Annotated in this window: 23 protein-coding genes and 2 tRNA genes; 8 read left to right on the top strand and 17 right to left on the bottom strand. The window is 72.1% G+C overall.

The window, feature by feature from the left end:
* Positions 1–81: 81 nt before the first annotated feature.
* The 7 genes from JWR81_RS13615 to JWR81_RS13585 form a co-directional block, all read right to left on the bottom strand.
* Positions 82–1,599 (bottom strand): FAD-dependent monooxygenase, encoded by a 1,518-nt coding sequence (locus tag JWR81_RS13615; RefSeq protein ID WP_297651229.1) that lies wholly within the window; start codon positions 1,597–1,599, stop codon positions 82–84.
* Positions 1,600–1,663: 64 nt separating this feature from the next.
* Positions 1,664–2,482, bottom strand: coding sequence for a PaaX family transcriptional regulator C-terminal domain-containing protein (locus JWR81_RS13610; protein WP_297651228.1), 819 nt, complete (start codon positions 2,480–2,482; stop codon positions 1,664–1,666).
* A gap of 375 nt (positions 2,483–2,857) precedes the next feature.
* Positions 2,858–3,940 carry an alpha/beta hydrolase gene (locus tag JWR81_RS13605; RefSeq protein ID WP_297651226.1) on the bottom strand — a complete coding sequence of 361 codons (1,083 nt, stop codon included), beginning with the start codon at positions 3,938–3,940 and terminating at the stop codon, positions 2,858–2,860.
* A 191-nt stretch (positions 3,941–4,131) separates the two neighbouring features.
* On the bottom strand, positions 4,132–5,178 hold the full coding sequence (locus JWR81_RS13600; RefSeq protein ID WP_297651224.1) for an LLM class flavin-dependent oxidoreductase: 1,047 nt from the start codon (positions 5,176–5,178) through the stop codon (positions 4,132–4,134).
* Positions 5,178–5,687 carry an SRPBCC family protein gene (locus JWR81_RS13595; protein WP_297651222.1) on the bottom strand — a complete coding sequence of 170 codons (510 nt, stop codon included), beginning with the start codon at positions 5,685–5,687 and terminating at the stop codon, positions 5,178–5,180. Before JWR81_RS13595 ends, JWR81_RS13600 begins: the two co-directional genes overlap by 1 nt.
* Positions 5,688–5,719: 32 nt before the next feature.
* Entirely contained in the window at positions 5,720–7,336 is a 1,617-nt protein-coding gene (locus JWR81_RS13590; RefSeq protein WP_297651220.1) for an NAD(P)/FAD-dependent oxidoreductase, read from the bottom strand.
* A 64-nt stretch (positions 7,337–7,400) separates the two neighbouring features.
* Positions 7,401–9,206, bottom strand: coding sequence for an NAD(P)/FAD-dependent oxidoreductase (locus JWR81_RS13585; RefSeq protein ID WP_297651218.1), 1,806 nt, complete (start codon positions 9,204–9,206; stop codon positions 7,401–7,403).
* Positions 9,207–9,494: 288 nt separating this feature from the next.
* Here JWR81_RS13585 and JWR81_RS13580 point away from each other — a divergent pair, with 288 nt between their 5' ends.
* Genes JWR81_RS13580 through JWR81_RS13570 form a run of 3 tightly spaced genes read left to right on the top strand, consistent with a single transcriptional unit; the run spans position 9,495 to position 11,413 of the window.
* Positions 9,495–9,851: a YciI family protein gene (locus JWR81_RS13580; RefSeq protein WP_297651216.1), complete on the top strand. Its 357-nt coding sequence runs from the start codon at positions 9,495–9,497 to the stop codon at positions 9,849–9,851.
* Positions 9,845–11,020 (top strand): DUF6596 domain-containing protein, encoded by a 1,176-nt coding sequence (locus JWR81_RS13575; RefSeq protein ID WP_297651214.1) that lies wholly within the window; start codon positions 9,845–9,847, stop codon positions 11,018–11,020. Before JWR81_RS13580 ends, JWR81_RS13575 begins: the two co-directional genes overlap by 7 nt.
* 9 nt (positions 11,021–11,029) lie before the next feature.
* Complete coding sequence (locus JWR81_RS13570; RefSeq protein WP_367278789.1) at positions 11,030–11,413, top strand: ankyrin repeat domain-containing protein; 384 nt, start codon at positions 11,030–11,032, stop codon at positions 11,411–11,413.
* A 1-nt stretch (position 11,414) separates the two neighbouring features.
* Here JWR81_RS13570 and JWR81_RS13565 read toward each other — a convergent pair whose 3' ends face one another.
* Positions 11,415–12,512, bottom strand: coding sequence for a hypothetical protein (locus JWR81_RS13565; protein WP_297651211.1), 1,098 nt, complete (start codon positions 12,510–12,512; stop codon positions 11,415–11,417).
* Between the two features lie 641 nt (positions 12,513–13,153).
* Positions 13,154–13,978 carry a glycosyltransferase gene (locus JWR81_RS13560; protein ID WP_297651209.1) on the bottom strand — a complete coding sequence of 275 codons (825 nt, stop codon included), beginning with the start codon at positions 13,976–13,978 and terminating at the stop codon, positions 13,154–13,156.
* Positions 13,979–14,017: 39 nt separating this feature from the next.
* Here JWR81_RS13560 and JWR81_RS13555 point away from each other — a divergent pair, with 39 nt between their 5' ends.
* From JWR81_RS13555 to JWR81_RS13545, 3 genes are read left to right on the top strand one after another with little or no spacing between them, the layout of a single operon-like run.
* Entirely contained in the window at positions 14,018–14,356 is a 339-nt protein-coding gene (locus JWR81_RS13555; protein ID WP_297651207.1) for a hypothetical protein, read from the top strand.
* Between the two features lie 8 nt (positions 14,357–14,364).
* A complete protein-coding gene (locus JWR81_RS13550) occupies positions 14,365–15,360 on the top strand; it encodes a Gfo/Idh/MocA family oxidoreductase (protein WP_297651205.1) in 996 nt (331 codons plus the stop codon).
* On the top strand, positions 15,357–16,472 hold the full coding sequence (locus tag JWR81_RS13545) for a zinc-binding alcohol dehydrogenase (protein WP_297651203.1): 1,116 nt from the start codon (positions 15,357–15,359) through the stop codon (positions 16,470–16,472). Before JWR81_RS13550 ends, JWR81_RS13545 begins: the two co-directional genes overlap by 4 nt.
* 181 nt (positions 16,473–16,653) lie before the next feature.
* Here JWR81_RS13545 and JWR81_RS13540 read toward each other — a convergent pair.
* From JWR81_RS13540 to JWR81_RS13525, 4 genes are all read right to left on the bottom strand, one after another.
* Positions 16,654–16,726, bottom strand: a tRNA-Arg gene (locus tag JWR81_RS13540).
* Positions 16,727–16,772: 46 nt separating this feature from the next.
* Positions 16,773–16,862 (bottom strand) — tRNA-Ser (locus JWR81_RS13535).
* A 54-nt stretch (positions 16,863–16,916) separates the two neighbouring features.
* Positions 16,917–18,881 (bottom strand): acetoacetate--CoA ligase, encoded by a 1,965-nt coding sequence (locus JWR81_RS13530; protein ID WP_297651201.1) that lies wholly within the window; start codon positions 18,879–18,881, stop codon positions 16,917–16,919.
* A gap of 68 nt (positions 18,882–18,949) precedes the next feature.
* Positions 18,950–19,648 carry a dienelactone hydrolase family protein gene (locus tag JWR81_RS13525; protein WP_297651199.1) on the bottom strand — a complete coding sequence of 233 codons (699 nt, stop codon included), beginning with the start codon at positions 19,646–19,648 and terminating at the stop codon, positions 18,950–18,952.
* Between the two features lie 61 nt (positions 19,649–19,709).
* Between JWR81_RS13525 and hisC the strand changes: the two genes are divergently transcribed.
* Positions 19,710–20,762: a histidinol-phosphate transaminase gene (gene hisC, locus JWR81_RS13520; protein ID WP_297651197.1), complete on the top strand. Its 1,053-nt coding sequence runs from the start codon at positions 19,710–19,712 to the stop codon at positions 20,760–20,762.
* 83 nt (positions 20,763–20,845) lie between these two features.
* On the opposite strand, the gene JWR81_RS13515 is transcribed toward hisC, so the two are convergent.
* Both JWR81_RS13515 and JWR81_RS13510 read right to left on the bottom strand, forming a co-directional pair.
* Positions 20,846–21,118 (bottom strand): GlsB/YeaQ/YmgE family stress response membrane protein, encoded by a 273-nt coding sequence (locus tag JWR81_RS13515; protein WP_297651195.1) that lies wholly within the window; start codon positions 21,116–21,118, stop codon positions 20,846–20,848.
* A gap of 158 nt (positions 21,119–21,276) precedes the next feature.
* Entirely contained in the window at positions 21,277–22,011 is a 735-nt protein-coding gene (locus JWR81_RS13510) for a response regulator transcription factor (protein WP_297651193.1), read from the bottom strand.
* Positions 22,012–22,255: 244 nt separating this feature from the next.
* Between JWR81_RS13510 and JWR81_RS13505 the strand changes: the two genes are divergently transcribed.
* Entirely contained in the window at positions 22,256–23,350 is a 1,095-nt protein-coding gene (locus tag JWR81_RS13505; protein ID WP_297651191.1) for a glycoside hydrolase family 16 protein, read from the top strand.
* 83 nt (positions 23,351–23,433) lie between these two features.
* Here JWR81_RS13505 and JWR81_RS13500 read toward each other — a convergent pair whose 3' ends face one another.
* Together JWR81_RS13500 and JWR81_RS13495 are read right to left on the bottom strand one after the other, a co-directional pair.
* Entirely contained in the window at positions 23,434–24,186 is a 753-nt protein-coding gene (locus JWR81_RS13500) for an IclR family transcriptional regulator (RefSeq protein WP_297651189.1), read from the bottom strand.
* Positions 24,183–25,640 carry an APC family permease gene (locus tag JWR81_RS13495; protein WP_297651187.1) on the bottom strand — a complete coding sequence of 486 codons (1,458 nt, stop codon included), beginning with the start codon at positions 25,638–25,640 and terminating at the stop codon, positions 24,183–24,185. The genes JWR81_RS13500 and JWR81_RS13495 overlap by 4 nt, the downstream gene beginning before the upstream one ends.
* Between the last annotated feature and the right edge of the window lie 12 nt (positions 25,641–25,652).

The following is a 25,652-nucleotide window of genomic DNA, read 5'->3' as shown; positions in this document are numbered from 1 at the left end:
ACTCCGCCGCCTCGGTCTCGTTGCGCAGTGGTGCACAGAGCAGGGGTCTCCGAGGGTCTTCAGTCCCGGACCGCTCCGACGTCACGGGCTGGCGCTCCACGAGGCTGCGGTCGACCCGTCCGCACCGACGAGGTCGGCGCGGCCCGAGAGCACCGCCGTCACCGCCTTGTCGCGGTCGAGATCGGGGTCGACGAGCAGGGCCACGAGGCCGTGCCGCATCCGGGCCTCCTCGCAGAGGAGCGTGCGGGTGAAGCTCGTGCCGCCCTGCACGGCAACCACCGCGGTGCCGGCCGCGGCCAGGTCGGCGAGCTGCGCGAACACCGGTGACAGCCCGGCCTCGTCGGCAGGTGCCTCGACCGCGGGCCACTCCGGATCCGGGACGACCACCCGGCCGGGCAGCGTCGTCGCACCGATCGTCAGGGGCGTCTCGAGCGGCTCGGCGCCGTGCGCGGCCACCCACTTCTCGTGGCTCGACGCGACGAAGTCGGGCGCGCGCCGGGCCAGCCGCGCGTCGGTGATGCTGCGCGAGAGGAAGTGGTAGGCGAACTGCCAGGGGTCGAAGACATCGTGGTAGCGGCCGAAGTGCTCCCACCAGGCCAGACTCGGACGCGCCGAGCCCTGGATCTTCTCCACCGACGGACGCGCGGCGGCCTCGTAGGCCTCGAGCGCCGCCGGCATGTCCCCCGGATGCGCGACGAGCGCGGCGCTGAGCGCCACCGCATCCTCCATCGCCATCTTCGTGCCGGAGCCCACCGAGAAGTGGGCGGTGTGCACGGCGTCGCCGAGGAACGCGACGGGACGCGCCACCGTGGCGGTCCAGCGCGGCGAGCGGCGGGTGCGGAAGTTGCCCCAGCGGGAGTTGTTGGTGAGGAGCTTGTGGCCGTCGATCTGTTCGGCGAACAGCTCCTCCAGGTAGGCCTTCGTCTTCTCGTCGCTCGCGCCGGGCGGCCGGGTGACGTCGAACTCGTCGAGGCCCGCGGCCCGCCACGACTCCTCGTCGGTCTCGACGATGAACGTGCTCACGGAGTCGGAGATCGGGTAGCCGTGCACGGCGAAAACGCCGTGCGGCCCGCGCTCGTGCACGAACGTCAGGCCGGAGAACAGGTAGTCGGTGCCGAACCAGATGAACTTGGCGGTGGCCGTGTCCACGGTGGACTCCAGCCCGACCTCGGTGCGGATCGCCGAACCCGTGCCGTCGGCGGCCACCACGAGGTCGTACCCGTCGAGGTCACCGAGCCGGACCTCGGTGGAGAACCGCAGCTCGGCCCCGAACTCCCGCGCGCGATCCTGCAGCAGCCCCAGCAGCACCTTGCGCGAGATGGCGGCCATGCCGTTGCCGCCGCAGCGCAGCACATCACCCTTGAGGCGCACCTCGATGTCGTCCCAGTGCACGCCGTGCTCGGCGAGTCCGTCGTGCAGCACGGGATCGGCGTCGTCGATGGCGGCCAGGGTGCGGTCGGAGAACACCACGCCGAAGCCGAACGTGTCGTCGGCGCGGTTGCGCTCGACGACGGTCACCTCGACCGACGGATCCGCCTTGCGCAGCAGGGCGGCGAGGAACAAGCCGCCCGGGCCGCCGCCGACGACCGCGACCCTCATGCGGTCACGCTGCCCGTCACGGGCCACAGAGTACAACGATCCTCCGACGGTCGTAGGGAATCTGTCACATGTCAGGCCGCCCGGCGAGCGGGCCGGTCAGGCCGTCGACGAACTCCTCCGCAGGCGCCCGCAGCAGCCCGTGGGCCTCGAGGAACACCTCGTGCGCCGCCCGCCCGGACCACCCGGCAGGCAGCAGCTCGGGCGGCAGGTCCGGGTCGCGGAACGGGAAGCGACGGTAGTCGTGCACCAGCCGCATGCGCTCCACCAGCGCGTCGCGTCCCTGCACCTCGCCGCGCCGGAACCGCTCCAGGCGCGGCCGGTACTCCGCGAGCAGCGCCGCGTAGTCGCGGTCGAGGCCGGCGAGATCCCAGGACCGGTCGGCCATGTCACGGTCGGCGGCGGGGCCGTCGGACCGGCCGTGAAAGGCGTCCAGCCGCACGTTCGGACGGTCGGCGAAGCCGGCCCGGACCTGCGCGACCCGATCGTGCGAGCTGAGCCAGACCGAGGGCGAGAGCGGCCCGAACCCGAGCCAGGCCAGCCGCTTGCGCAGCTGGTCGCGCAGCGCTCGCTCCGTCTCGGGGACCGAGTAGATGACCATGTGCCACTGCCCGTTCCAGGGCCCCGTGGCCCGGTCGAAGATGCGGGAGCGCCCCTCGTCGAGCAGTCGCCACGCGGCGTCGGTGAGCAGGTAGGTGGCCTCCCGGCCGTCGCGGCGGCTCTCCAGCCAGCCCTCGCGGCGCAGCCGCGTGACCACGACGCGCACCGTCGGCTCCGGCACGTCGAAGCAGGCCATGAGCGCGGTCAGTGTGCGGAGGCGGGCCTCGCCGCCGCGAAAGCGGAGGTAGTCCCCGAACAGGTCGAACACGAGCGAACGGGCCTTCATCGCCACCTCCTCACCGGACGGTGAGCCTACCTACGGCGAAAAATGTTCCATTTCGGTGACGACCGTCGACCCAACGCTCCATGCGGTTGGCCCCTCAGCGAGGAGCCCCCATCGCGGAGACGCTCGTCCTGATCACCGGAGCGTGGCGCGGCGGTCGGGCCTGACGCCCGAGTGGCCGAGCGCCTGCGCGCCCCCGGCCACGAGCACGCCCGTGTCGGGGATCAGTCGCGCGAAGGGCCGCCGTCCAGCTCCGCGGGGACGTCGCCGGCCGCAGCGACGGCGGTCGCGAACGGGTCGTCGACACGAGACGGTCCCGCCGGCGGACGCCGAGATCTCCTTCATGTACATCAGACCATCAGAATCGGATGTCCCGATTCATCTCCGCGCCGAGCGCCTGCTCTCCACCAGCGCCAGTGCCGCGCGCAGGGCGCTGGCCGCGTCGAGGGTGGCGTCACGCGCGGCGGCGCTGATGGCGGTAAAGCTCGCGTAGCCGTGCACCAGCCCCGGGAACCGGCGGGCGACGAGGGGCACGCCGTCGGCGCGGAGGCGGTCGACGAGCTCCTCGCCGTCGTCGCGCAGCGGGTCGAAGCCGGCTGTGGCGATGTAGACGGGCGGCATGTCCGACAGGTCGGCCGCGCGCAGGATCGCGCCGCGTGTGTCGTCGGTGGGGACGCCGTCGGGCAGGTAGAGCCGCTCGAGCTCCTGCAGGTAGTCGTAGGTCAACCCGAAACCGGTCCCGAACATCTCGCGCGAGCCGCCGTGGCGCTCGGCGTCGGTCACGGGGTACATCGCGAGGACGAACGCCGGCATCTCGTCGAGAATCTGCTCGTGGGCCACGACCAGGGCGAGGTTCGCACCGGCGCTGTCGCCGCCCACGGCGACCAGCTCCGGGCGCGCTCCGAGGTCCTCAGCCTGCTTGCGTGCCCAGCGGAACGCGGCGATCGCGTCCTCGAGCGCAGCCGGGTAGGGGTGCTCGGGCGCGAGCCGGTAGTCCACCGACAGCACGCGCACGCCCGACTGCGCGGCGAGGAGGCGGCAGAGCGGGTCGATCGACGCCACGCTGCCGAGCACGAACCCGCCACCGTGGAAGTAGACGAGCAGCGCCGAGCTCACCGGCGCCGACGGTGGCACGTACAGCCGCGCCTGCAGCGGACCCTCGGCGCCGGGCACCTCCAGGTCGCGCGTCGCGATGTCGTCGAGTCCGGGCTCGGCGGCCACCTCGGCCGCGAAGTCGGCCTGGCGCCGCTGCTCGGCGAGCACGGACTGGTCGAGCGTGCCGCCGTCGGACGACGCCAGCAGGGCCCCGACCCTCCCGAGCAGCTGCAGGTCCAGGTCGAGCACCTGGCCGTCACGCCGGATCGGCGGGCCCGCCATCAGCCGTTTCACGCGCTTGGGCAGCCCGAACAGAACGCGGAAGCCCCACCGCAGAACCAGCACCCGCACCGTCGAACCGTGCACAGACGAACGGTACGCCCGGTTCAGCCGCACCCGCGGGTGACGATGGACTCCTGAGAGTAGTGCCCAGTTTGCAGAGCGGTGTTCTTGACGGCAGCAGCAGGGCCTCGGCCGGCACCTCCGACCTCACGGCCGCCGGCTCGGCACCCGCGTTCGCCGCGGGCGCCTGCCGCACCGCCTGGGACGAGCTGCCCTCAACCGACCTCGCGGACCAGGTCCAGCGCCCGGGCCAGGGTGGTGAGCTTCGCGTCGAGAGTGTCGCCCGCGGGATAGAGGCGCACGGTGTCGACGCCCGCGTCCCGCCACACGCCCAGCCGGGTGCGCACCATGTCCTCGGTGCCGATGAGCGTCGTGCCCAGCACCATCTCGTCGGTGACGAGGCCGGCGGCTCCGTCGCGGTCGCCGCCCTGCCAGCGCTCCCTGACCGCGGCGGCCACCTCGGCCCAGCCCTGGCGGCTGTAGGCGTCGTTGTAGAAGTTGGTGCTCGCAGAGCCCATGCCGCCGAGGCTGAACGCCAGCTCCTTCCTGCGGCCGGCCACCATGGAACGCAGCTCGTCCTGGTCGGCGGCGAACGCCACCTCGGCCCCCTCGCAGACGTCGAGGTCCTTGCGGGTGCGGCCGGAGGCGGCGAGCCCGGCGTCGAGGTGGGTGAAGTAGGCGGCCGAGCCCTCCGGGACGAAGCTCGTGCCGAGCCAGCCGTCGGCGACCTCACCGGTCAGCGCGAGCATCTTCGGCGACATCGTGGCCAGGTAGATCGGGATGTCGGGGTTCGGCGTCGTGGACAGGCCCATCGGACGGCCCTCGCCGCCGGGCAACGGGATGCGCACGGTCGACCCGTCGTAGGCCACCTTCTCCCCCGCCATGGCCTGCCGGACCACAGCCACCGTCTCGCGCATGCGCGTGAGCGGCTTCGCGAACGGGACGCCGTGCAGTCCCTCGATCACCTGCGGCCCCGACGGGCCCAGGCCGAGCAGGAACCGACCGCCGGACATGTCTGCCAGCGTCAGCGCCGCCTGCGCGATCGCGACGGGGGTGCGGGTGCCGATCTGGATGATCCCGGAGCCCAGCAGCAGCCGTTCGGTGCGGGCGGCGAGGTAGCCCAGCGTGGACGGGGCGTCCGACCCCCAGGCCTCCGCGACCCAGCAGACGTCGAGGCCGAGCTTCTCGGCCTCGACCACGTAGTCGAGCGTCTCCCGGAACGACGTGCCGCCGGAGCCCTCGACCGTGGTGGCGGTGCGCATCAGTCGCTCACTCGCTCGACCCGTTCCTTGATCGCGGCGAGCGTGGCCGTCATGTTGGCCTCGAACTCCCTCATCCGGCCGTGGACGATCTTCTGCTCCTTGTCGGGCATCCGGTCGATCGCGGAGCTCAGTCCGGACCGCGCGGGGCCCATCTGCATCCACTGCCGCAGCCGGGTGCCGCCGTCGACGCGCTCGAGACTGAACCGCCAGGAGGCGGCGGGCCGCGTCGCGTCACCCACGGCCCAGGCGAAGACGCGGGGGGCCTCGCTCTCGATCACGTACGAGGTGGTCGACCACTCACCGATGGCCGGGTGCTTGCTGTGGCCGACGAAGCTGCTGCCCACCTCGCCTGCGCCGTGCTCCCACTCGACGCGCTGCAGCTCCCCACTCATCGACGGCATGAGCTCCACGTCGGACACCACCACCCAGACGCGCTCCGGCGGGGCGTCGACATGGGTCTCGACCTCGACGCTCGGGCAGTCGGCATAGCGGGCTCCGGTCCACTCCATGGCCATCAGAGTTTCGCAGGGAGACCCAGCTGTCAACGGGAGAGGGCGAACCCCTCGTAGCCCGCCGCGGCCACCTCGTCGCACCGGCGCGTGTAGGCCGCGAACCCGCCCGCGTAGGGCATGAAGACGCGCGGCTTGCCTGGCACGTTCGCGCCCAGGTACCAGGAGCTGCCGGCCCGGGGCAGGAGCGTGGCCGCGGCCACCTCGTTGGTGTGCGCCACCCACGCCTCCTGCGCCTCCGGGACCGCCTCGATCCGGCGGACGCCCTGCTCGCGGAGGTGGGCGATGCAGTCGGTGATCCAGTCGACGTGCTGCTCGATGGACGTCGGCATGTTCGTGAGCACCGACGGGCTGCCCGGGCCGGTGATCGTGAACAGGTTGGGGAAGCCCGCCACCTGCAGGCCCAGGTAGGTCTTGGGCCCCTCCGCCCACGCGTCGCGCAGGGTCGCCCCACCCGTGCCGCGGACGTCGATGCCGAGCAGCGGTCCCGTCATCGCGTCGAAGCCGGTGGCGAAGACGATCGTGTCGAGCTCGTGGTGGCCCGCCGCCGTGCGCATGCCGGTGGGCGTGACCTCCTCGATCGGCGACGCCTTCACGTCCACGAGCGTCACGTCGTCCCGGTTGTAGGTCTCGAAGTAGTGGGTGTCGATCGGCGGCCGCTTGGTGGCGAAGGGATGGTCGCGCGGCGTCAGCATCTCCGCGACCCCCGCGTCCTGCACCGTCTCCGCGATGCGGGCGCGGATGAACTCCGACGCCGTCTCGTTCGCGTCGGCGTCGGTGAGCAGGTCGGCGAACGACGCCCGGAAGCGCAGCCCGCCGCGCTCCCACGCAGCCGCGTAGATCGCGTCGCGCTCGTCGTCGGTCACGGACAGCGCGGTGCGCTCGCTGATCCGGTAGGGGTGGCCGTTGGTGGTGGAGCGCTGGAGATCGCGGATCGCGTCGTAGTTGCGCTTGACCTCGGCCTGCTCCGCCGGGGCGAGCGGGCCGTTGCGCGCCGGGATGCTGTAGTTCGCGGTGCGCTGGAAGACCGTCAGGTGGTCGGCCTCCGCGGCGATCACCGGGATGGCCTGGATGCCCGTGGACCCGGTGCCGACCACGCCGACGCGCTTGCCCGCGAACGACACGCCCTCGTGCGGCCACATGCCGGTGTGGAACCACTCGCCGTCGAACGCGTCCAGCCCGGGGATCTTCGGGATGTTGGCCGACGACAGGCAGCCCACCGCCGTGACGAGGAACGGTGCCGACCAGCGCTCACCGGTGTCGGTGAGCACCTCCCAGCGGTCGCCGCCGTCGTCGAAGGTGGCGGCGGTGACGCGCCGCCCCAGCCGGATGTCGCGTCGCAGGTCGAACCGGTCGGCCACGTGGTTGAGATAGGCCAGGATCTCGGGCTGGCGCGGGTAGCGCTCCGTCCACTCCCACTCCTGCTGCAGCTCGTCGGAGAACGAGTAGGAGTAGTAGGAGCTCTCGGAGTCGCAGCGGGCGCCGGGGTAGCGGTTCCAGAACCACGTGCCCCCGATGCCGTCGCCCGCCTCGAGCACCACGACCGACATCCCCGACCCACGCAACCGGTGGAGCATGTAGAGGCCGGCGAACCCGGCCCCGATCACGACGGCGTCGACGTCCTCGTGCTCCTGCTGCGCTGCGGTCACATCTGCGACTGTGAACCGCGGCGCACGCGGACGCACGCCGGGGAGTCCACCCAGCGGAACGCGGTCAGGACGTGTGGTGGCGCTCCTGCAGCCCGTAGACGGGCGTCGGGATGCCCTCCTTGCGGGCCTTGAGCTGTAGCGCGAGGTAGAGCGAGTAGTAGCGCGACTGGTGCAGGTTGCCGCCGTGGAACCACAGCGCCTCCTGCTGCGTCGGCTTCCACATGTTGCGCTGCTCGCCCTCCCACGGGCCGGGGTCCTTGGTCGTGTCCGAGCCGAGGCCCCACACCTTGCCCACCCTGTCGGCGATCTCCTGCCCGACGATGTCGGCGGCGAGGCCGTTCATCGAGCCGTACCCCGTGGCGTAGACGACGAGGTCGGCCGGCAGGCGGGTGCCGTCCGACAGCACGACCTCGTCCTCGGTCAGCTCGGCCACCTGCCCCCGCACGAGCTTGATCTTGCCGTCGGCCACGAGCTGCGACGCGCCGACGTCGATGTAGTAGCCCGAGCCGCGGCGCAGGTACTTCATGAACAGACCCGACTCGTCGTCACCGAAGTCCAGCTCGAACCCGGCCTTCTCCAGCGCGGCGTAGAAGTCCGCATCGCGCTCGCGGATGGCGTCGTAGGTCGGCTTCTGGAACTGGTGCATGATCCGGTACGGCAGCGATGCGAAGATCGTGTCGGCCTTGTGCGTGGTGACGCCCGACGCCACTGCGCGCTCGGAGTAGAGATCGCCGAGCCCGAGGTCCATCAGCGAGTCGGACCGCACGATGTGCGTGGACGACCGCTGCACCATCGTCACGTCCGCGCCGGCCTCCCATAGTGCCGCGCAGATGTCGTGCGCGGAGTTGTTGGAGCCGACGACCACGGCCTTCTTGCCCTTGTAGGCGTCCGGGCCGGGGTGCTGCGACGAGTGGTGCTGGTCGCCGCGGAACCTCTCCATGCCCGGGAAGCTCGGGACGTTCGGCTTGCCCGAGACGCCCAGCGCCAGCACGAGGTGCCGGGGCTTCAGGGTCACCTGCTCGCCGGCGCGGTCCACCACGACCGTCCACTCCGAGCCGTCGTACGTGGCCTCCGTGCAGGTCGTGGAGCCCCAGTAGTTGAGCTCCATGACCTTCGCGTACATCTCCAGCCAGTCGCCGATCTTGTCCTTCGGCGCGAACACGGGCCAGTTCTTGGGAAAGTCGATGTAGGGCAGGTGGTCGTACCAGACGGGATCGTGCAGGGCGAGGGACTTGTAGCGCCGCCGCCACGAGTCGCCCGGCTTCTCGTTGCGCTCCACGATGATCGTCGGGACGCCGAGCTGGCGGAGCCGCGCACCGAGCGCGATGCCGCCCTGCCCGCCGCCGACGATGACGACGTCGGGCTGGGTGGTGTAGCCGAGCTCGGCCGCCTCCTTCTCGCGGGCCTCCAGCCACGTGATGCGGTCCGGGTTGGCGCCGTGCTCCGCTCCCATCGGGCGCCGGGTGCTCTGCGGCTCCTCGTGGTCCTTCAGCTCGTCGAGCGTGGTGAGGAGCGTCCACGCCTTGCCGTCGACGAGCCGCAGGTGCCCGCTCCCCCGGCCGACGGCGGTCTCGAACTCCAGCCACGCGTCGACGACGCCGCCGGCCTCGGTGGGCTCCCCGGTGACGCGGAACCCGGTGGGGTCGATCGCGTCGAGCTGGGAGCGGAGCATGTCGGCGACCTCGGCCGGGCCCTCGAGGGTGCGGATGTTCCAGGTGAACGCCACGAGGTCGCGCCAGAAGCTCTCGGCCGCGAACATGGCGCCGGCCGCCTCGGCGTCACGGGCGGTGAGGGCGTCCTGGAACGCCGACAACCACTCGTCGACGCGGACGGCGGCTTCGGAACGGGCTGCATCGACCGTCTGACTCACGTAAGGCCTCCTCGGATGTGACGACGGCAACAGTCAACCTCGCCGAGTCGCTCTGCGCACCCCTCCGGACCGGTCGGGGCGGCCGGACCGGTCGCGGCCGGCCGCCCCTCGCCGTGGACCGCCGGCGCGACGGCTGCCCGCCCGCCGCCTCAGGACACACGGTGTCGATCACCGATGGGCCCACGCCGTGCTGCACTGTGAAGCTCGCGGAAGGATTCCTCCGGACAGGTGTCGATCCGGGCGTCCCCCGTTCGTCTCGTAGGAGACCATTCCGAGAAGGAGGACGCCATGAAGTACATGCTGCTGATCCACCAGGGCTCCACGCCGCTGCCCGGCACGCCCGAGTGGGACGCCCTGTCCGAGGCCGACAAGGGCAAGGTCTACGCCGCCTACCAGGCGATCAACCAGACGCCCGGTGTCACGCCCGGCGCGGGCCTGCAGTCCCCCGAGACGGCCACCACCGTGCGCGTCGAGGACGGCCGGACGCTCACCACCGACGGCCCGTTCGCCGAGATCAAGGAGGCGATCGGCGGGTACTTCCTGCTCGAGGCCGACGACCTCGACGCCGCCATCGCGATCGCCGCGATGGTGCCCGCGGCGGCCATGGGTGGCGCGGTCGAGGTCCGCCCGATCGCCGAGTGGTAGTCCTCGACCAGGTCTTCCGGGACCGGTGGGGCTACGTCCTCGCAGCACTGGTCGGCTTCCTCGGCGACATCGACCTCGCCGAGGAGGCCGCCCAGGAGGCCTTCGCGATCGCCGCGGAGCGCTGGCCGCGGGACGGCACACCGTCCAACCCGGGGGCCTGGCTGGTGACGACCGCGCGCAACCGTGCGGTCGACCGCATCCGGCGCGACCGCACGCTGGCCGCGAAGGCCCACCTGCTCACGATGCCCGAGGCGGATCCGATGGACGTCTCCTCGTTCCCCGACGAGCGGCTCGAGCTGATCTTCACCTGCTGCCACCCCGCGCTCGCGACGGAGGCGCAGGTGGCGCTGACCCTGCGCACCCTGGGCGGGCTCACCACCGACGAGATCGCCCGGGCGTTCCTCGTACCGGAGCCGACGATGGCGCAGCGGCTGGTGCGGGCCAAGCGCAAGATCAAGGCCGCCGGGATCCCGTTCCGGGTGCCGCCCGACCATCTGCTGCCCGACCGTCTCGTCGCGGTGCTCGCCGTCGTCTACCTGATCTTCAACGAGGGCTACGGCGGCCGCGTCGACCTCGCCACCGAGGCGATCCGGCTCGGCCGGGCGCTGGTGGAGCTCATGCCGGACGAGCCCGAGTGCCAGGGCCTGCTGGCCATGATGCTGCTGCACGACGCGCGGCGCGCCGCCCGGTTCGCTGACGGCGACCTGGTGCTGCTCGCCGACCAGGACCGCTCCCTGTGGGACGCCGCGCAGATCGCCGAGGGACGGGAGGTCCTGGACCGGTCGCTGGCCCTGCTCGGCCGCGGGCCCTACGTCGTGCAGGCCGCCATCGCCGCACTGCACGCCGACGAGCCGCGGGACTGGGCCCAGATCGCCGCCCTCTACGGGACCCTCGCGCGGATCACCGGCTCGGCGGTGGTGGAGCTGAGCCGGGCCGTCGCGGTCGCCGAGGTCGACGGCGCCGAGGCCGCACTCGCGCTCGTCGACGTCCTGGACCTGGGCGACTACCGCTACCTGCACGCCACGCGCGCCGAGCTGCTGCACAGGCTGGGCCGCCCCGGGGAGGCGCGCGAGGCCTACCGCCGGGCGCTCGCGCTCGTCCACGACGACGCCGAGCGGCGCCTGCTGGAGCGGAAGCTCATCGAGCTGGACACCCCTCGGGCGCCGTAGGATTGCGGCGTGGAGCTGAACGACGAGGCCATGGCCTTCGCCGACAAGCTGTTCGACCTCGCCCGCGACGGCGGCACGGAGCAGCTGGCGGCCTACATCGACTCGGGCGTGCCGGTGGACCTCACCAACGCGAAGGGCGACACCTTCCTCATCCTGGCCGCCTACTACGGGCACCCGGACACCGTGGCGTCGCTGCTCGCCCGGCGTGCCGATCTCGCGCGCACCAACGACCGCGGCCAGACCGCGCTCTCGGCCGCGGTGTTCAAGCGCTCGGCCCAGTCGGTCACCGCGCTGCTCGACGCCGGCGCCGACCCCGCCCAGGGCACCCCGTCGGCCATCGCCACGGCCGAGTTCTTCGAGCTGCCCGAGATGGCCGAGCTGCTGCGCCGCTGACCTACGCCGCTGATGCGGCCAGGGCGGGCATGAGCGTCCCGCGCCAGGCCCGGTCCACCGCCTGCATCAGCGCGAGCTCGGCCTCCGCCGCCGCGACGGCCGCGGCCAGGACGTCCGGCACGTCGGCCAGCCCCAGCACGGCCAGGCAGGAGGCGTGGCCGGCGTAGATCGTCGCGATGGTGCGCAGCACGGCGTCACCGGCCGCGGGATCGTCGTGCTGGGTGCGGACCCACAGCGGGGCGTAGCACACCCAGCCCCGGACGGCCCCGGCGAAGCGGCGCAGGGCGGCCGGGGTGGGCTCCACCCGGGCCCCCTCCGCGCCGACACCCAGCCGGAACGGGTCGTGCAACACGGGCGCGGCGCCCGACCCGACGCGCGCGCGGCCGGCGAGCAGGAGCCCGAAGAACGTGTCCTCCCCGCGGGCCCCGGGCGGGCAGAAGAACGCGGGCAGCCGACCGCCGGTGAGCGCGGCGAGCGAGAGCCCGACGTTGCCGCCGTAGACCACGAGCCCGCGGGCCGGCTCCCCCGCCGTGCGCCCCGGAGCGGTCAGGCAGTCCGGCGGGAGCACCTCGTTGCCCAGGCTCAACGCCCGGCCCAGCTCCACGCGGCACACCTCCGGCAGCAGCGGGGCGAGGTCGACCAGCGGTGCGCTGTGCCCGAGGTACCCGCCGCGGGTCACGTCGTCGCCCGCGGCCAGGCCGGCGAGGTGCGACGGCAGGAACCCGCCGAGCGGATGCACGTCGTCGTCGACGAACACGGCCACGTCGTTGCCGTCGAGCACGGCCTCCACCAGCGCGGCGTTGCGCGCCGAGGCGTAACCGCGCCGCACGACGGCCCGTTCCAGCACCCCGGGATCGACGTCGCACCGCGCGGCCAGCTCGCGGGCGAGGGCACGGCGCCGCTCGCCGTCGACGTGGCGGACCAGGCGGAGGCCTGTCCCGTCGACCGTCGGCGCGCCGGCCGGGAGGGGTGGGTCGGTGGAGAAGTACAGCGCGACGTCGGCCAGGTCGATCCCGCCCGCCCGCGCATCGTCGAGGAACAGCTCCGCGACCCGGCCCGCGTGGGGCCGGATCGTCGGCATGATCAGGGCGGTCCTCACCAGCGGAGACGGCCGCGCCGGGCTAGCACCTGGCCGTCCGCGAGCGTCGCCACGCCGCAGAACGTACAGCCGGCGATCAACGCGGAGAAGACTGTGCCCGGCCGTCGACCGCGGCCGGGCCGGCCCGCGCCGCCCCCGGCACCCGGCGTGCACCCGCAGGGCCATCGCACCGGTCGGGAAGAACAGCGCGGACGGCGTGCGGAGCAGGTCGGCGATCCGCCGCTCAAACACCGCGACCGGCCCGTCGGGGCCGGTGGGCGGGGGTGCCGGGCGGCAGGTGGTCGAGCATCGGCTGCAACGTGGCCGAGCTCTCCGCACGCTCCGCGCCAGCAGGCTCGTGAGCGGCTCGCCGCAGGCGAGGGGTACGAGAACAGCGGGTACGTCGGCGTTGACGAGCTCAGCCGTGCGGCGCATCCCGAGTGGTACTCCGACGAGTTCGGCCGCGTGTCGAAACGGGCCGGCGTGAAGAGGCTCGGGCTGCATGAGGGACGTCGCACCGCTGTCGCTCACGGAGAAGGCGGGCGTCCCGATCTCCGTCGTCTCGCGGTGCCCACGAGGCATCGACACCCGTGCCAGGCAGGATGGCGATATCCAATCGCTGGTCATGGAGCCCACCCGCTTTGCCTAACCTGCGGTCGTTGTCAGTGTCTGACCAGGTGTGCACGCGGCGTTCTTCCGCTTTGTGCGAGGACGCGGTCGTAGAGCCGCAGGTATTGCTCGGCCATACGGGCTGGCGTGAAGCGGCGGGCTGCCGCGCTGCGGCATGCTTGTGGATCGATGACGGTTGCCTCGGTGACGGCGTTGGCGAGTTGGTCCTCGTCACCGGACGCCACGAGCAGACCGGTGAGGCCGTGCTCGACCAGTTCGGGCAGGCAGCCGCGACGGTAGCCCACGACCGGGGTGCCGACCGCGAGTGATTCGACGACGGTGGTCCCGCCTGGTTCCTCCCAGTCGATGGGGAACAACGCCGCTGCCGCGGTCGCCAGAAGTGCGTCGCGTTCGGCGCCGTGCAGGGTGCCGACCCAGCGAACCCGCTTACCGTCGACGAGGGGCTCGACGTGCTCGTGCCAGTACCGGACATCAGGGTTGGCTTCATCGGCGTCAGCGAGATCGCGGGGGTTGTGGTGTGGCCCGATGGGGCCGGCCAGCACCAGGTCGCGGTCGAGACGGTGCGCGATCCGCGCAGCGGTGTGCTGCCCCTTGCAGGCGGTGATGCGTCCCAGGACGACGAGGTGCCCGGCCTTGGCCGGGCCGGGCCGTTGGTCGGCATCGACCGCCAACGGGGTCGAGAGGTGGATGTGCCCGACGCTGAGTGCCTGCAATGCCAGGGGGGCGGTGGCGAGCTGGGCGGCGGAGACCCCGTTCACCGAGATCCTGCCTCCGCCATCGACGGCACCGTAGAGCTCCGGATGCTTGCGCAGGTCCCAGTGCAGGGTGTGCAGGACCGGCGGCATGTCGGTGCTCATGGCCCCGAGAACGGTCAGGCCGAACGCCTCCTGGTGGTCGTGGACGAGCAGCACGTCATCGCGACGGCGCAGCTCGGTGACCACCCGGTGGAGATGGGCCGCCGCTATCCCCATGACTTGGTTGTAGGGGCGCTGAAGTTGCGCGAACTGCCCTGTCCGGAACACCGAGACGCGTTCGTCGACGGCCAGAGTGCTGTCCCCGACACCGGCCAGGATCACCCGAACCCCACGGCAGCGAAGTTCGGGAACGAGTGCGGCGAGAACGTTCTCGATCCCCCCGTAGCCCGGCGGTGGCACCGACAGCCAGGGGCCGGAATTGATGAGAACTGTCATGGGCATGACGCGTTATGCCCGGTTGACCTGGACCGAAACAGGTAGCTGACAGTATGGGAGCAACGAGCAGACAGTCGCCCACCACATGCCGTATCGGATTCGTGGGAACCGGCGGTGTTGCGCGGCGACACGCTGGTGTTTTGCGATCCTTCGCCGACGTGGACCTCGTCGGCGCCACAGATGTCGATCCGGATCGGGCTGAGGCGTTCGTCGCCCAGTACGGCGGCCAGGCGGTTCCGGGTACCGACGCGCTGATCGGGCTGGGCCTCGACGCCCTCTACATCTGTGTGCCGCCGTTCGCCCATGGCGGCCCCGAATCGGCCGCGGTCAACGCCGGGGTGGCCGCGTTCGTGGAGAAGCCCCTGGCGGCCGACGCGGGCACCGCCGAGACGGTGGCCGGTCTCCTCGCTGCCGGCGGGGTAACGACCAGGGTTGGGCTGCACTGGCGCTGCGCGGAACCGGTTCGGCGGGCCTACGACCTGTTGAAGGGGCGCCGGGTCCGGCTCGTCGGCGGTTGGTGGCTGGACAAGGTCCCGCCGGTGCCGTGGTGGGGAGATCGGCACCTGTCCGGTGGCCCGCTCGTCGAACAGGCGGTGCACGTCCTGGACCTGATGCGACTGCTCGTCGGTGAGGTCTCCGAGGTGCACGCAGTCTCGGCCGGACCGGCCGGTTCCGACACCGATGCGGCCACCGCGGCGCTGCTGCGCTTCGCCGGCGGTGCTGTCGGCACGATCGCCACAACCTGTGTGCTCAGTGGCAAGCACCGCGCAGGCGTCGAGATCGTGGCCGACGGGCTGGTGGTCGGGGTGGGTGAGGACTGGCTGGAAGTAGGCGACGGCGTCACGTCCCGGCGCAGCTCCTACGATCCGTCGGTCGCGCGAGCCGCGGCGGACCGCGCCTTCGTCGACGCCGTCCGCAACCCAGCTTCACCCGCGGACCACACCTGCGCTCCGACGCTGCCCGACCACACCGAAGCCCTGAACAGCCACCGCCTGGCCTGTGCGCTGGCCCGATCCGCCCAGACCGGCGCCCCGGAGCACCTCCGATGAGCGACCGCGCGGTGGTGATCGAATCGGCCAACGTCGCAGCCTTCCGAGCGGTGCCCGCCACCGAGGGCCCCATCCTCGTCCAGACCCTGTTCAGCGGTGTCTCCGCCGGCACCGAACTCACCTTCCTCAACGGCACCAACCCCGCGCTGCACAGCCGATTCGATACCGAGCTCGGACTGTTCCGGCCCGAGCAGCCCGGAGCGGGCTACCCGGTGGATCGGCTCGGCTACATGGAAGTCGGCCTGGTGGCGGAGAACCTGGGAAGCATCGGCCCGGCTCCCGGGGAGGTCGTGGCCATGGCCTACGGTCACCGCACCTCCTACCGGGCCAGCCCACTGCGCGAGCGCATGGTCGTGCTGCCCCCCGAGCTCGATCCACTCCTCGGGATCTACGTGGCCCACATGGGGCCGATCTGCGCCAACGGGCTGCTCCACGCGGCCGCCGAGACGTGCGGCACCGACATCCGCTCCCTCGGCGACGGGATACGAGGACGCCGCATCGCCGTGCTCGGCGCCGGGGTCGTCGGCCTGCTCACCGCCCTGTTCGCCCGCCACCACGGCCCCGAGTCGATCGTGGTCATCGACCCCACCCGACGACGTCGCGACGCCGCCGAGGCACTCGGGCTCGACGTCCTCGATCCCGACGCCACCGATCCGGCGCCCGTTCTCAAGAGCCGCTGGCGCCACGGCCCCGGGGACCGCGGAGCTGATGTCGTCTTCCAGTGCCGTGGCCGCACCGCCTCGCTCGCCACCGCGCTACGGCTCCTGCGCCCCCAGGGCACGGTCATCGACATGGCCTTCTACACCGACGACGGTGCAGCGCTCCGGCTCGGCGCCGAGTTCCACCACAACGGCCTGGGCATCCGGTGCGCCCAGATCGGACGCGTTCCCCGCGGCACCGCACACACATGGGACCGGGAACGACTGTCCGCGGAGACCATCGCACTGCTGCTGGCCAACGGCCCATCCATCCGCGAACACATGATCACCGACCAGCTCGACATCAGCATGGCGCCTGCCTTCCTCACCGACCTCGCTGCCAGACGCCGCGATGCCATCCAGGCCGTTCTCACCGTCGACAACCACACGCCCGGCGCTGGACCCGAGAAGTGACCGCCGGGCCGTGCCGACGGATGCCGCCGCGTCGCCGGCTACCGGCGGGCACCTCGCTCGTGGTCACAGCGGGGAAGCTACCCACGTTCGTGGCCAGGACCGTGGCCAGAGATCAACTATGCGGCTAGAGAAATAACCTAGCCCTGACCGGTCATGCTGGTCAGGGCTAGTGTCGATCTTGTGCGCCCGAAGGGATTCGAACCCCCAACCTTCTGATCCGTAGTCAGATGCTCTATCCGTTGAGCTACGGGCGCATGATCTTGAGTTGTACTGGGACAGCCTAGCAAGGCCGTCCCAGCGCGGAGGCTCCGGGATTTGAACCCGGGATGGGGGGTGACCCCAAACCGCATTAGCAGTGCGGCGCCATAGACCAGACTAGGCGAAGCCTCCCGAAGCCTTGCGGCCTCCTGCGGGCCCAAGGTTACACAGGCCCGTCCAGCGGTTTCACGACCCCCCGGACGCCAGGGCGAGGAAGGGGCCGAGGGCGTCCGGGTTCTGCAGCGCGCCGCGGCTCACGGCCTTGTCCGGGGCCACTCCGGCCAGGATCTTCTTGACCGGCACCTCGCACTTCTTGCCGTTGAGGGTGCGCGGGATCGCGTCGACCACGACGAACCGGTCGGGCACGTGACGGGGCGAGAGCTCGGAGCGCAGCACCTTGCGCAGCCGGGGCTCGACGTCCTCGATCGAGACACCGGCGGCGAGCACGAGGAAACACAGCAGCGCCCCCTCGTCCTTCGCGCCGAGCTCGGTGGTGTCGATCACCAGCGAGTCGGCGATCTCCTCGAAGCCCTCGACCACCGCGTAGAAGTCGGCGGTGCCCATGCGGACGCCGCCGCGGTTGAGCGTGGAGTCGCTGCGGCCGTAGATCACGTAGGAACCGCGCGGGGTGAGGCGTACCCAGTCGCCGTGCCGCCAGACGCCGGGGAACTCCTCGAAGTAGGCCTCGCGCAGGCGCGTGCCGTCCGGGTCGTTCCAGAACATCACCGGCATCGACGGGGTGGGCTTCGTCAGCACGAGCTCGCCCACCTCGTCGTGGAGCTCCTCGCCCGACTCGTCGTAGGCGACCACGTCGGCGCCCAGCGCCGCGCAGGAGATCTCCCCGAGCCACACAGGCACGGTCGGCGCCGACCCGACGAACGCGGCGCACACGTCGGTGCCGCCGGAGACCGAGCAGATCTGGATGTGCTCGCCCACGGCGTCGCCGACCCAGCGGAAACCCTCCACCGACAGCGGCGCGCCGGTGGACCCGATGGCGCGCAGCGAGGCGAGGTCGAACTGGTCGCGCGGACGCAGACCGGCCTTGAGCGACGACTGGATGTAGGGCGCCGACACCCCGAAGTACGTGACGCGGTGACGTTCCGCGAGCTTCCACAGCGTCCCGAGGTCGGGGTAGCCGGGGTTGCCGTCGAACAGCACGATCGTCGAACCGACGAGGAGCCCGCCGATGAGCAGGTTCCACATCATCCAGCCGGTGGTGGTGAACCAGAAGAACCGCTCGTCCGGGCCGAGCTCCATGTGCAGGCGAAGCGCCTTCATGTGCTCGATCACGATGCCGCCGTGGCCGTGCACGATGCCCTTGGGCAGGCCGGTGGTGCCCGACGAGTAGAGCACCCACAGCGGGTGGTCGAACGGCACCGGCTCGAACTCCAGCGGCCCGGCCTCGGCGGTGAACTCCGCCCACGGCGTGGTGGCATCGAGGGTCGCCGTGTCGTCGAGGTACGGGACGAGGACCGTCTGCCGGAGCGTGGGGAGCTGGGCCTGCAGCGCCGTCACCGTCGGACGGATGTCGTAGCGCTTGCCGCCGTAGACGTACCCGTCGACGGCGACGAGGACGGTCGGCTCGATCTGCGCGAAGCGGTCGTGCACCGCTCGGGCGCCGAAGTCCGGCGAGCAGGACGACCAGATCGCGCCCAGGCTGGCCGCGGCCAGGAACGCCACGAGCGTCTCGGTGGAGTTGGGGGCCAGCGCGACCACCCGGTCACCGCGACCCACACCGGCGCGGACGAGGCCGGCCCGGGCGCGCCCGACGGCGTCACGGAGTTCGGCGTGGGTGACGGTTCGCTCGAGGCCGTCCTCGCGGGCGAAGATCAGGGCGACGTCGTCGTCCTCGCGACCGGGGCCGGACTCGAGGGCGTGTTCGGCGTAGTTGAGGGTCGAGCCCGGGAACCACTCCGCGCCCGGCATCTCCCGCGACCCCAGGACCGCCGTGGGCGGTGTGCTGAACCGGACGCCGAGGAACTCCGCCGCTGCCGACCAGAAGCCGTCGAGGTCCGCCACCGACCAGGCGTGCAGAGCCGAGTAGTCCGACGTGTCGACGCCGCGGTGCTCGTGCACCCACTCGGCGAACGCGGTCATCGGACCCGCGTGGTCGGGATCGGGAACCCACAGGACGTCGGGGGTCTCAGCCATGCCGTCAGCATGCAATCCCGGCGGGCGGCGCGCCAGAGCCGCCCCCGGACGCCACGACCGCGGCGCGGTCACCGCAGGTGGGAGTCGAACCAGTTCAGCGTGCGCTGCCAGGCGTCGGCGGCGGTGTCGGGGTCGTCGTCGAAGCGGTTCTCCCGGCGGGGGTAGACCACCACGTCCGTGGCCACCTCCGACGACGACGCCGCGACGCGCAGCCGGTCGACCCCCGCGTCCGTCTCACCCTCGGCCGACTCGCCGTAGATGCCCAGCCACGGGCAGGTGAGGCCCTTCGCGGCGTCGACCAGCGCCGTCAGCTGGGCCGACGGCGCGGCGCCGACGCGGTCACCCGCCACCGTGACGGCGGCGCCCAGCGTGCGTTGGGCCGCCACCAGCAGGGCAACCGAGCCGCCCAGGTCGAACCCGATGACGCCCATGCGGTCGGCGCTGATGTCGTGCTCGGCCAGCCAGCCGAACGCGGTGTCGGTGTCGGCCATGACCTGCTCGCCGTCGAGCCGGTCGACCTGTTCCTGCACCTGCCCCTCGTCGCCGTCCAGCACGTCCGCGCCGTCGCGGTGGTAGAGGTGGGGGGCCACGACCAGCCAGCCGTCGCCGGCGAGCCCGCCCACGAGCCCACGCACGGCGTCGGTGACGCCCCGGGCCTCGTGCAACACCACGATCCCGCCGCGGATCGAGCTGACCGGCTCCGCCACGGTGAGTCGCAGCGCGCTGCCGTCCACCAGGGGGACGGTCTCCGTCCGGATGTCGGTCATGCCCACAGCCTGGCACGACACCCTGCCACGGACCGCGCGGGGCGCAATTAGGGTGACTCTCATGACGCTCATCCGCGCCGATCTCGACAGCCTCCCCGCCTACGTGCCGGGCCGGGCGATCCCCGGGCTGACCAAGCTCGCGAGCAACGAGGTGCCGCTGCCCCCGAGCGCCCCGGTGCTCGCCGCGATCGCCGAGGCCGCGGCGGCCGGCAACCGCTACCCGGACCTCGCGGCCACACGCCTCACGGCGCGGCTGGCCGAGTACCTCGGCGTGGACGCGGCGCGGATCGCGGTCGGCTGCGGATCGGTGAGCATCTGCCAGCAGCTCGTGCAGATCGCCTGCTTCGACCCCACCGACGAGGTGATCTTCGCCTGGCGGTCGTTCGAGGCCTATCCGATCGTCACGCAGATCGGCGCGGCCACCGCCGTCACGGTGCCACTGGACGGGGACTTCCGCCACGACCTCGACGCGATGGCCGCCGCGGTCACCCCGCGCACGCGCCTGATCATGGTGTGCAGCCCCAACAACCCGACGGGCACCGCCGTCACGCGCGCCGAGATGGAGCGCTTCCTGGCCGCCGTCGGCCCGGATGTGCTCGTGGCGCTGGACGAGGCCTACCACGAGTACGTCACCGATCCCGACGCCGTGGACGGCATGTCCCTGATCGACGCCCACCCGAACCTCGTGGTGCTCCGCACGTTCTCCAAGGCCTACCGCCTGGCCGCGCTGCGGGTCGGCTACGCGGTCGGCGCGCCCGAGGTGGCCACGGCGCTGCGCAAGGTCTGCGCGCCGTTCAGCGTGAGCACGCTCGCGCAGGCCGGCGCCGTCGCGGCGCTGGACGACGCCGCGAACCTGCTCGCCGCGTGCGCCGAGGTGGCCACCGAACGCGACCGCGTGCGCCACGCCCTGCTGGCGCTCGGCTTCACCGTGCCGCCCACCCAGTCGAACTTCGTGTGGGTCTCCCTCGGCGACCGCACGGCCGACTTCGCCGCGCACTGCCTGGACCACAAGGTCGTGGTGCGCCCGTTCCACCCCGACGGCGTGCGCGTCACCGTCTCCGCCCCCGAGGAGAACGACACGTTCGTGGCGGCGGCTGGGACTTTCGACCGATAGCTACAGACACTCCTGCGCACCCCGGACGACGAACGGCCCGGCCCCGCCGAAGCGGGACCGGGCCGTCGTGGTCCGCAGGTGCGTCAGCTCTTCACCCCGCGCCTGCTGTAGATGCCGGCCACCAGGGCGATCCCGATGATCGCCACGATGAGCTGGGTGATGTGCTTGATCCAGTCGAATCCCGACGTCTGGTCCACGTGGAACAGCCGGGCGATGTAGGTACCGATGAAGGCCGCGACGATGCCGACCACGATGGTCAGCCACAGCGGGATGTCCTGCTTGCCCGGAAGGATGAGCCGTGCGAGCACGCCGAGGATCAGACCGATGACGATCGCGCCGATGATGCTGCCGAGCATGGTTGTGTCTCCCGACTGACTCCGGGTCGCGCCCCTCGCGACTACGGTGCGCATTGAGTAGCACGGACAAATCCGTCGCGCACGCCACAAACGGCGGTGACGTCCGAAGTGTTATCGACCTGACGTCACCCGTTCAGCCCAGAGCTTCGGGAGCGGCTTCAGGCCTCCAGGACGTACCCCTCGCCGCGCACCGTGCGGATGCGCTCCGGGCCGATCTTGCGGCGCAGGTAGGAGATGTAGACCTGCACGAGGTTGGCCGACGCCGGCTCGGACCAGACCTCGCGGGCCAGCCGGTCCGGCGGCACGACGTGGCCGGGTGCGCCGAGCAGCGCCATCAGCAGCGCGTACTCGGTGGGCGACAGCGACACCGCCTGGCCGTCCACGCTGACCTCGCCGAACTCGGTGTCGACGGTCAGCTCGCCCCGGCGCAGCACGGTGTTCTCGACGACCTGGCCGAGCTGCAGCCGCAGCCGGATGCGCGCCGCGAGCTCGTCGACGGCGAACGGGCGCACCACGTAGTCGTCGCGGTCGCCGCGCAGCTGGCCGAGCAGGGCCGCTCGCCGGTCGCGGGGGGTGACGGCGATGACCGGCACGTTCGGCGCCTCCGACTGGACGGCGGCCAGCACCGCTGCCTGGTCGGGCCCCGGTAGCTCGACGTCGAGCACCAGCAGGGCGGGGTCGCGCGAGCGCACGGCGTCGAGTACGCCGATGCCGTCACTGACGGGGCTCACCGTGACCCCATCGGAACGGAGGCTGCGCAGCACGGAGGCCGACGCGGCCGTGGGGGGCAGCGCCAGCAGGACATGATCGTTCGGGGGTACGGACGCACGCAGGGCCGACAGGACCGTCGGCGCGGGCGAGGACGCACCCCCCGGGGGAGCGACGGGGAGCATCGCCGTCCACCTTGCCCCGTCCGGTCGGGGATAACAATCGACTAACGGAGCGACATCACCCACTTGATCGCAGGCTTTTCCCCACAGCTGAGAGCCTCGCTGCTCCGAACGGAGTACAGATCCTGAGAATACCGACCGTTCGGGTGCATTCCGGCGCGCGTGAGCGACCTGTGGGCGACGACGAGCAACCTTCGCTCTCAGGTTTAGTGATCACAGGGTGTGACCTTCCCTAGTGTCACGGGCCATGCGACGGAAACGTTCCGCTGCGGATGATCGTTCGGAGTCCCCGACCGAGCTGATCGCGCGGATCTCGGCCGAGCACGGCTCGCCGACCGAGGAGACAGGACGGCACCGCCGTGCCGCCGTCGTCACCACCGCCGCTCCCGAGTCCGGGTCCGGGTCCGGGTCCGGGTCGAACCGCACCCTGACCCGCCGTCTCGCCCCGCTGGCCGCCGGTGCCGTCGTGATGCTGGTGGCCGCCACGATCGCCGCGATCGTCAGCCCGCCGAAGGAGCAGACCGTGGCCGGTCCCGAGCTCAGCTCGGCGCTGGTGGCGAACGACCCCGCACCGCTGGAGATCGCCCCGGCCGCCCCTTCCGCGGGCAACACGCCGACCACCACGCCGGCGGCCCCGACCATCACGCCGAAGCCCGAACCGAAGCCGAAGGTGCGCAAGCCCGTGCCCGCTCCGGTCAAGAAGGCTGTGGCCGCAGCGACCGGCGGTGTGCAGGCCGCGGCCGCGTTCGGCTGGAGCAAGATCGCCGGCGACGAGTTCGGCGGCAGCAGCCTGGGTTCGAGCTGGGGGGCCTACGACGGTGCGGGGAACGGCGGCAACGGCCGCCGCACCCCGGACGCGATCAGCGTCGGGAACGGCATGCTGACCATCAACGGCGACTCGGGCGGCAACAGCGGCGGCATGGCCTGGAACGACAACCAGACCTACGGCAAGTGGGAGGTCCGCGCGCGCTTCCCGAGCGGCGGCGGCCTCTACCACCCCGTGCTCCTGCTGTGGCCGGAGAACGGGTGGCCGCCGGAGATCGACTTCGCCGAGACCACCAGCGACTCGAACGACGTCAGCTTCAACCTGCACTTCAGCTCGTCCAACCAGCAGGTGTCGGCGCAGCAGAACCTCGACATCACCCAGTGGCACAACTACGCCGTGGACTGGGAGCCCGGCAGCGTCACCGGCTACATCGACGGCAAGCAGTGGTTCCAGAGCACGCGGAGCGAGACGATCCCGGACGTACCGATGCACCTCGCGATCCAGCTCGACAACTTCGGCGGGACCTCGATGCAACCCGCCGAGATGCAGGTGGACTACGTGCGGATCTACAAGTAACAGACCTCCTCGCACCGCTCCACCCCGTCCCGCCCGGCGCTCCCCACCGGGCGGGACGGGTCGTTCCGGGGGAAGCAGCCGTGTCAGGACAGCAGCGGCACCAGGTGCTCGGCGTGCTCCCGCAGCAGCGCGACGAGCTCCTCGTTGGGCTCGGCCACGCGCTGGGCGGGCCCGCACAGCGCGAGCCCGGCCACGAGCGCGCCGGTGCCGGCCTCGCGCACCGGGACGGCGATGCAACCGCGGTCGGCGCGCACCTGGCCGCACTGCCGGGCGAGGTCGGCCGCACCGACGGCGTGGATCCGGGCGTCGAGCTCTCCCTGGTCGGTGACGGTGTGCGCGGTGAGCGGGCGCAGATCGTGGGCCAGCGCGCGCCGGTCGGGCTGGTCGGCGAGCAGCAGCAGGCCCAGCGCCGACGCGTGCGGGTGCCGGGCGAGCACGACGTCCTCGCTCGGCGGGTGGTCGGGGTCGCGGTCGACGAGCGTCACCTGCCCGGTGCGGAACGACGCCAGGTGTACGCCCCAGCGCACCATCCCGCGCAGGTGCCCCAGCACGGCGCGCGCTGCGGCCGGTGGCGTCGGCACCACCGGCAGGGCGAGCCGGGCGGCCCGGCGGCCGAGTGCGAAGCCCCTGAGATCGGGCAGGCGCACCAGGTACTCCTCGCCGACCAGAAGGTTGAGCAGCCGGTAGGTGGTGGCCTGGGGCAGCTGGAGGGCGGCCGAGATCTCCTTCGCCGTGACCCCGGGGCCCGCGGCGACCACCTCCTCGAGCACCGCGAGCGCACTGCGCACCGCGCGGGGCTGGCGCCCGGAGATCGGGACCGGGTCGAGGGACGTCACGCGGCCCGTCCCGGTGCGGCACCCAGCACGTCGGCCGTCACCGTCTCGTCGTAGACGCCGATGCCGGCCAGCGCCGCGGGACGGTGCAGGCGCAGCCATCCCAGCCAGGCGAGTCCGACGATGAGCAGCACCCCGATGAGGACCGGGACCACCCCGCCCCACGCCGAGACGACGAACGCGACGAGCACCACCAGCAGCACCGGCACGACCACCGCGGTGACCACCACCGGGGGCGCGGTGAGCTCGCCGATGCGGCGCAGGAAGAGGGGCGCGGCGAGGCAGACGAGCAGGTAGGCCACCAGGTAGCCGAAGGTGGACAGCGTGAGCAGGTCGGCCAGCACCTGCGCGGCGGGGAGCCCCGCAGCGAGTAGCGCCGCCGGGACGCCCACGACCACCGGCATCACCACCGCGATCGCGATGTGCGGGGTCTGCAGCCGGCGGTGCGTGGCGCCGAGGGCTGCCGGGGCGATCCCGTCACGGGCCATCGAGAACACCACCCGGACCAGCACGTTCAGGGTCGCCAGCGAGCAGGCCGCGAACGACATCGCGATGCCGAGGTCGAGCACCAGCGCGAGCCACGGCCGGCCGAGCGCGATCGCGAGGGCGGGCACCGGCTCCGCCACGGCGGCGAGCCCTGCCGAGGTGCCCGCGAACCCGACCAGCTGCGTGAAGGTGGCGAACAGGTAGAGCACCCCGGCCACCCCTGCCGTCCCCATCACGACGCGGGGGATCGCACGGAACGGCCGGCGCGCCTCCACGCCCAGCGCCGTGGCCGCCTCGAAGCCGATGAACGCGCTCAGCGCGGGCAGCACGCCCGCCGCGAGCCCGGCCAGGCCCGGGCCGGGCGCCGCGGAGACCGGCGCGGGGACGCCCGGCGTGACGCTCAGCAGCACCACGAACACGCCGATCATCAGGCTGATCGACACCGCCTCGACGAGCAGCACGACGCGGGCCGAGAGCCGCACGCGAGCGAGCACCCCGCCCGTTGCGAGCAGGCCCAGCACGAGCACGGCCACCACCGTGACCGGCTGCGATCCGCCGGCCGCGATGCCCAGCCTGACCAGGAATGCGCCGATGTAGGTGGCCGAGCCGACCAGCGCGGCGGTGGCCAGCACGCCGTAGCCGACGAGCAGCGCCACCCCGGAGGTGAACGCCGCGACGGGCCCCATGCCCTTGGCCGTCAGGCTGTAGAGCGAGCCCGCGACGGCCATACGGCGGGTGAAGCGGCCGATGCAGGAGCCGATGAGCAGCGACACCGCCATGGCCACGACGAACGACCAGATGGTGCCGGAGCCCGCGGTGGTGGCGGCGATGGCCGGGGCGGCCGCCATCGCGGCAGCGGGCGCCGCGGTGGACACCGACTGCGCGAGCACCTCGAGCGGGCCGAGACGGCGCCGGTCCAGGCCGTGCACCGGGGAACGGTGGCGCAGACCGGAGAGCGCACCGTGGCGCATCGGCCCTCCTCC

The sequence above is a fragment of the Pseudonocardia sp. genome (assembly GCF_025965585.1).
Classification (GTDB): Bacteria; Actinomycetota; Actinomycetes; order Mycobacteriales; family Pseudonocardiaceae; genus Pseudonocardia.
This window is presented reverse-complemented; position numbering and strand designations above follow the sequence as displayed.

Excerpts from the sequence above, each read along its gene's own strand:
- JWR81_RS13615 (WP_297651229.1), bottom strand. The coding sequence starts at position 1,599 with ATGAGGGTCGCGGTCGTCGGCGGCGGCCCGGGCGGCTTGTTCCTCGCC.
- JWR81_RS13610 (WP_297651228.1), bottom strand. The coding sequence starts at position 2,482 with ATGAAGGCCCGTTCGCTCGTGTTCGACCTGTTCGGGGACTACCTCCGC.
- JWR81_RS13600 (WP_297651224.1), bottom strand. The coding sequence starts at position 5,178 with ATGCGCACCGCCACCACGGTCGAGGGCTCCGGCGGCACGTCGTTCCGG.
- JWR81_RS13595 (WP_297651222.1), bottom strand. The coding sequence starts at position 5,687 with ATGGAGTGGACCGGAGCCCGCTATGCCGACTGCCCGAGCGTCGAGGTC.
- JWR81_RS13580 (WP_297651216.1), top strand. The coding sequence starts at position 9,495 with ATGAAGTACATGCTGCTGATCCACCAGGGCTCCACGCCGCTGCCCGGC.
- JWR81_RS13560 (WP_297651209.1), bottom strand. The coding sequence starts at position 13,978 with ATGAGCACCGACATGCCGCCGGTCCTGCACACCCTGCACTGGGACCTG.
- JWR81_RS13550 (WP_297651205.1), top strand. The coding sequence starts at position 14,365 with ATGGGAGCAACGAGCAGACAGTCGCCCACCACATGCCGTATCGGATTC.
- JWR81_RS13545 (WP_297651203.1), top strand. The coding sequence starts at position 15,357 with ATGAGCGACCGCGCGGTGGTGATCGAATCGGCCAACGTCGCAGCCTTC.
- JWR81_RS13530 (WP_297651201.1), bottom strand. The coding sequence starts at position 18,881 with ATGGCTGAGACCCCCGACGTCCTGTGGGTTCCCGATCCCGACCACGCG.
- JWR81_RS13525 (WP_297651199.1), bottom strand. The coding sequence starts at position 19,648 with ATGACCGACATCCGGACGGAGACCGTCCCCCTGGTGGACGGCAGCGCG.
- hisC (WP_297651197.1), top strand. The coding sequence starts at position 19,710 with ATGACGCTCATCCGCGCCGATCTCGACAGCCTCCCCGCCTACGTGCCG.
- JWR81_RS13515 (WP_297651195.1), bottom strand. The coding sequence starts at position 21,118 with ATGCTCGGCAGCATCATCGGCGCGATCGTCATCGGTCTGATCCTCGGC.
- JWR81_RS13510 (WP_297651193.1), bottom strand. The coding sequence starts at position 22,011 with ATGCTCCCCGTCGCTCCCCCGGGGGGTGCGTCCTCGCCCGCGCCGACG.
- JWR81_RS13505 (WP_297651191.1), top strand. The coding sequence starts at position 22,256 with ATGCGACGGAAACGTTCCGCTGCGGATGATCGTTCGGAGTCCCCGACC.
- JWR81_RS13495 (WP_297651187.1), bottom strand. The coding sequence starts at position 25,640 with ATGCGCCACGGTGCGCTCTCCGGTCTGCGCCACCGTTCCCCGGTGCAC.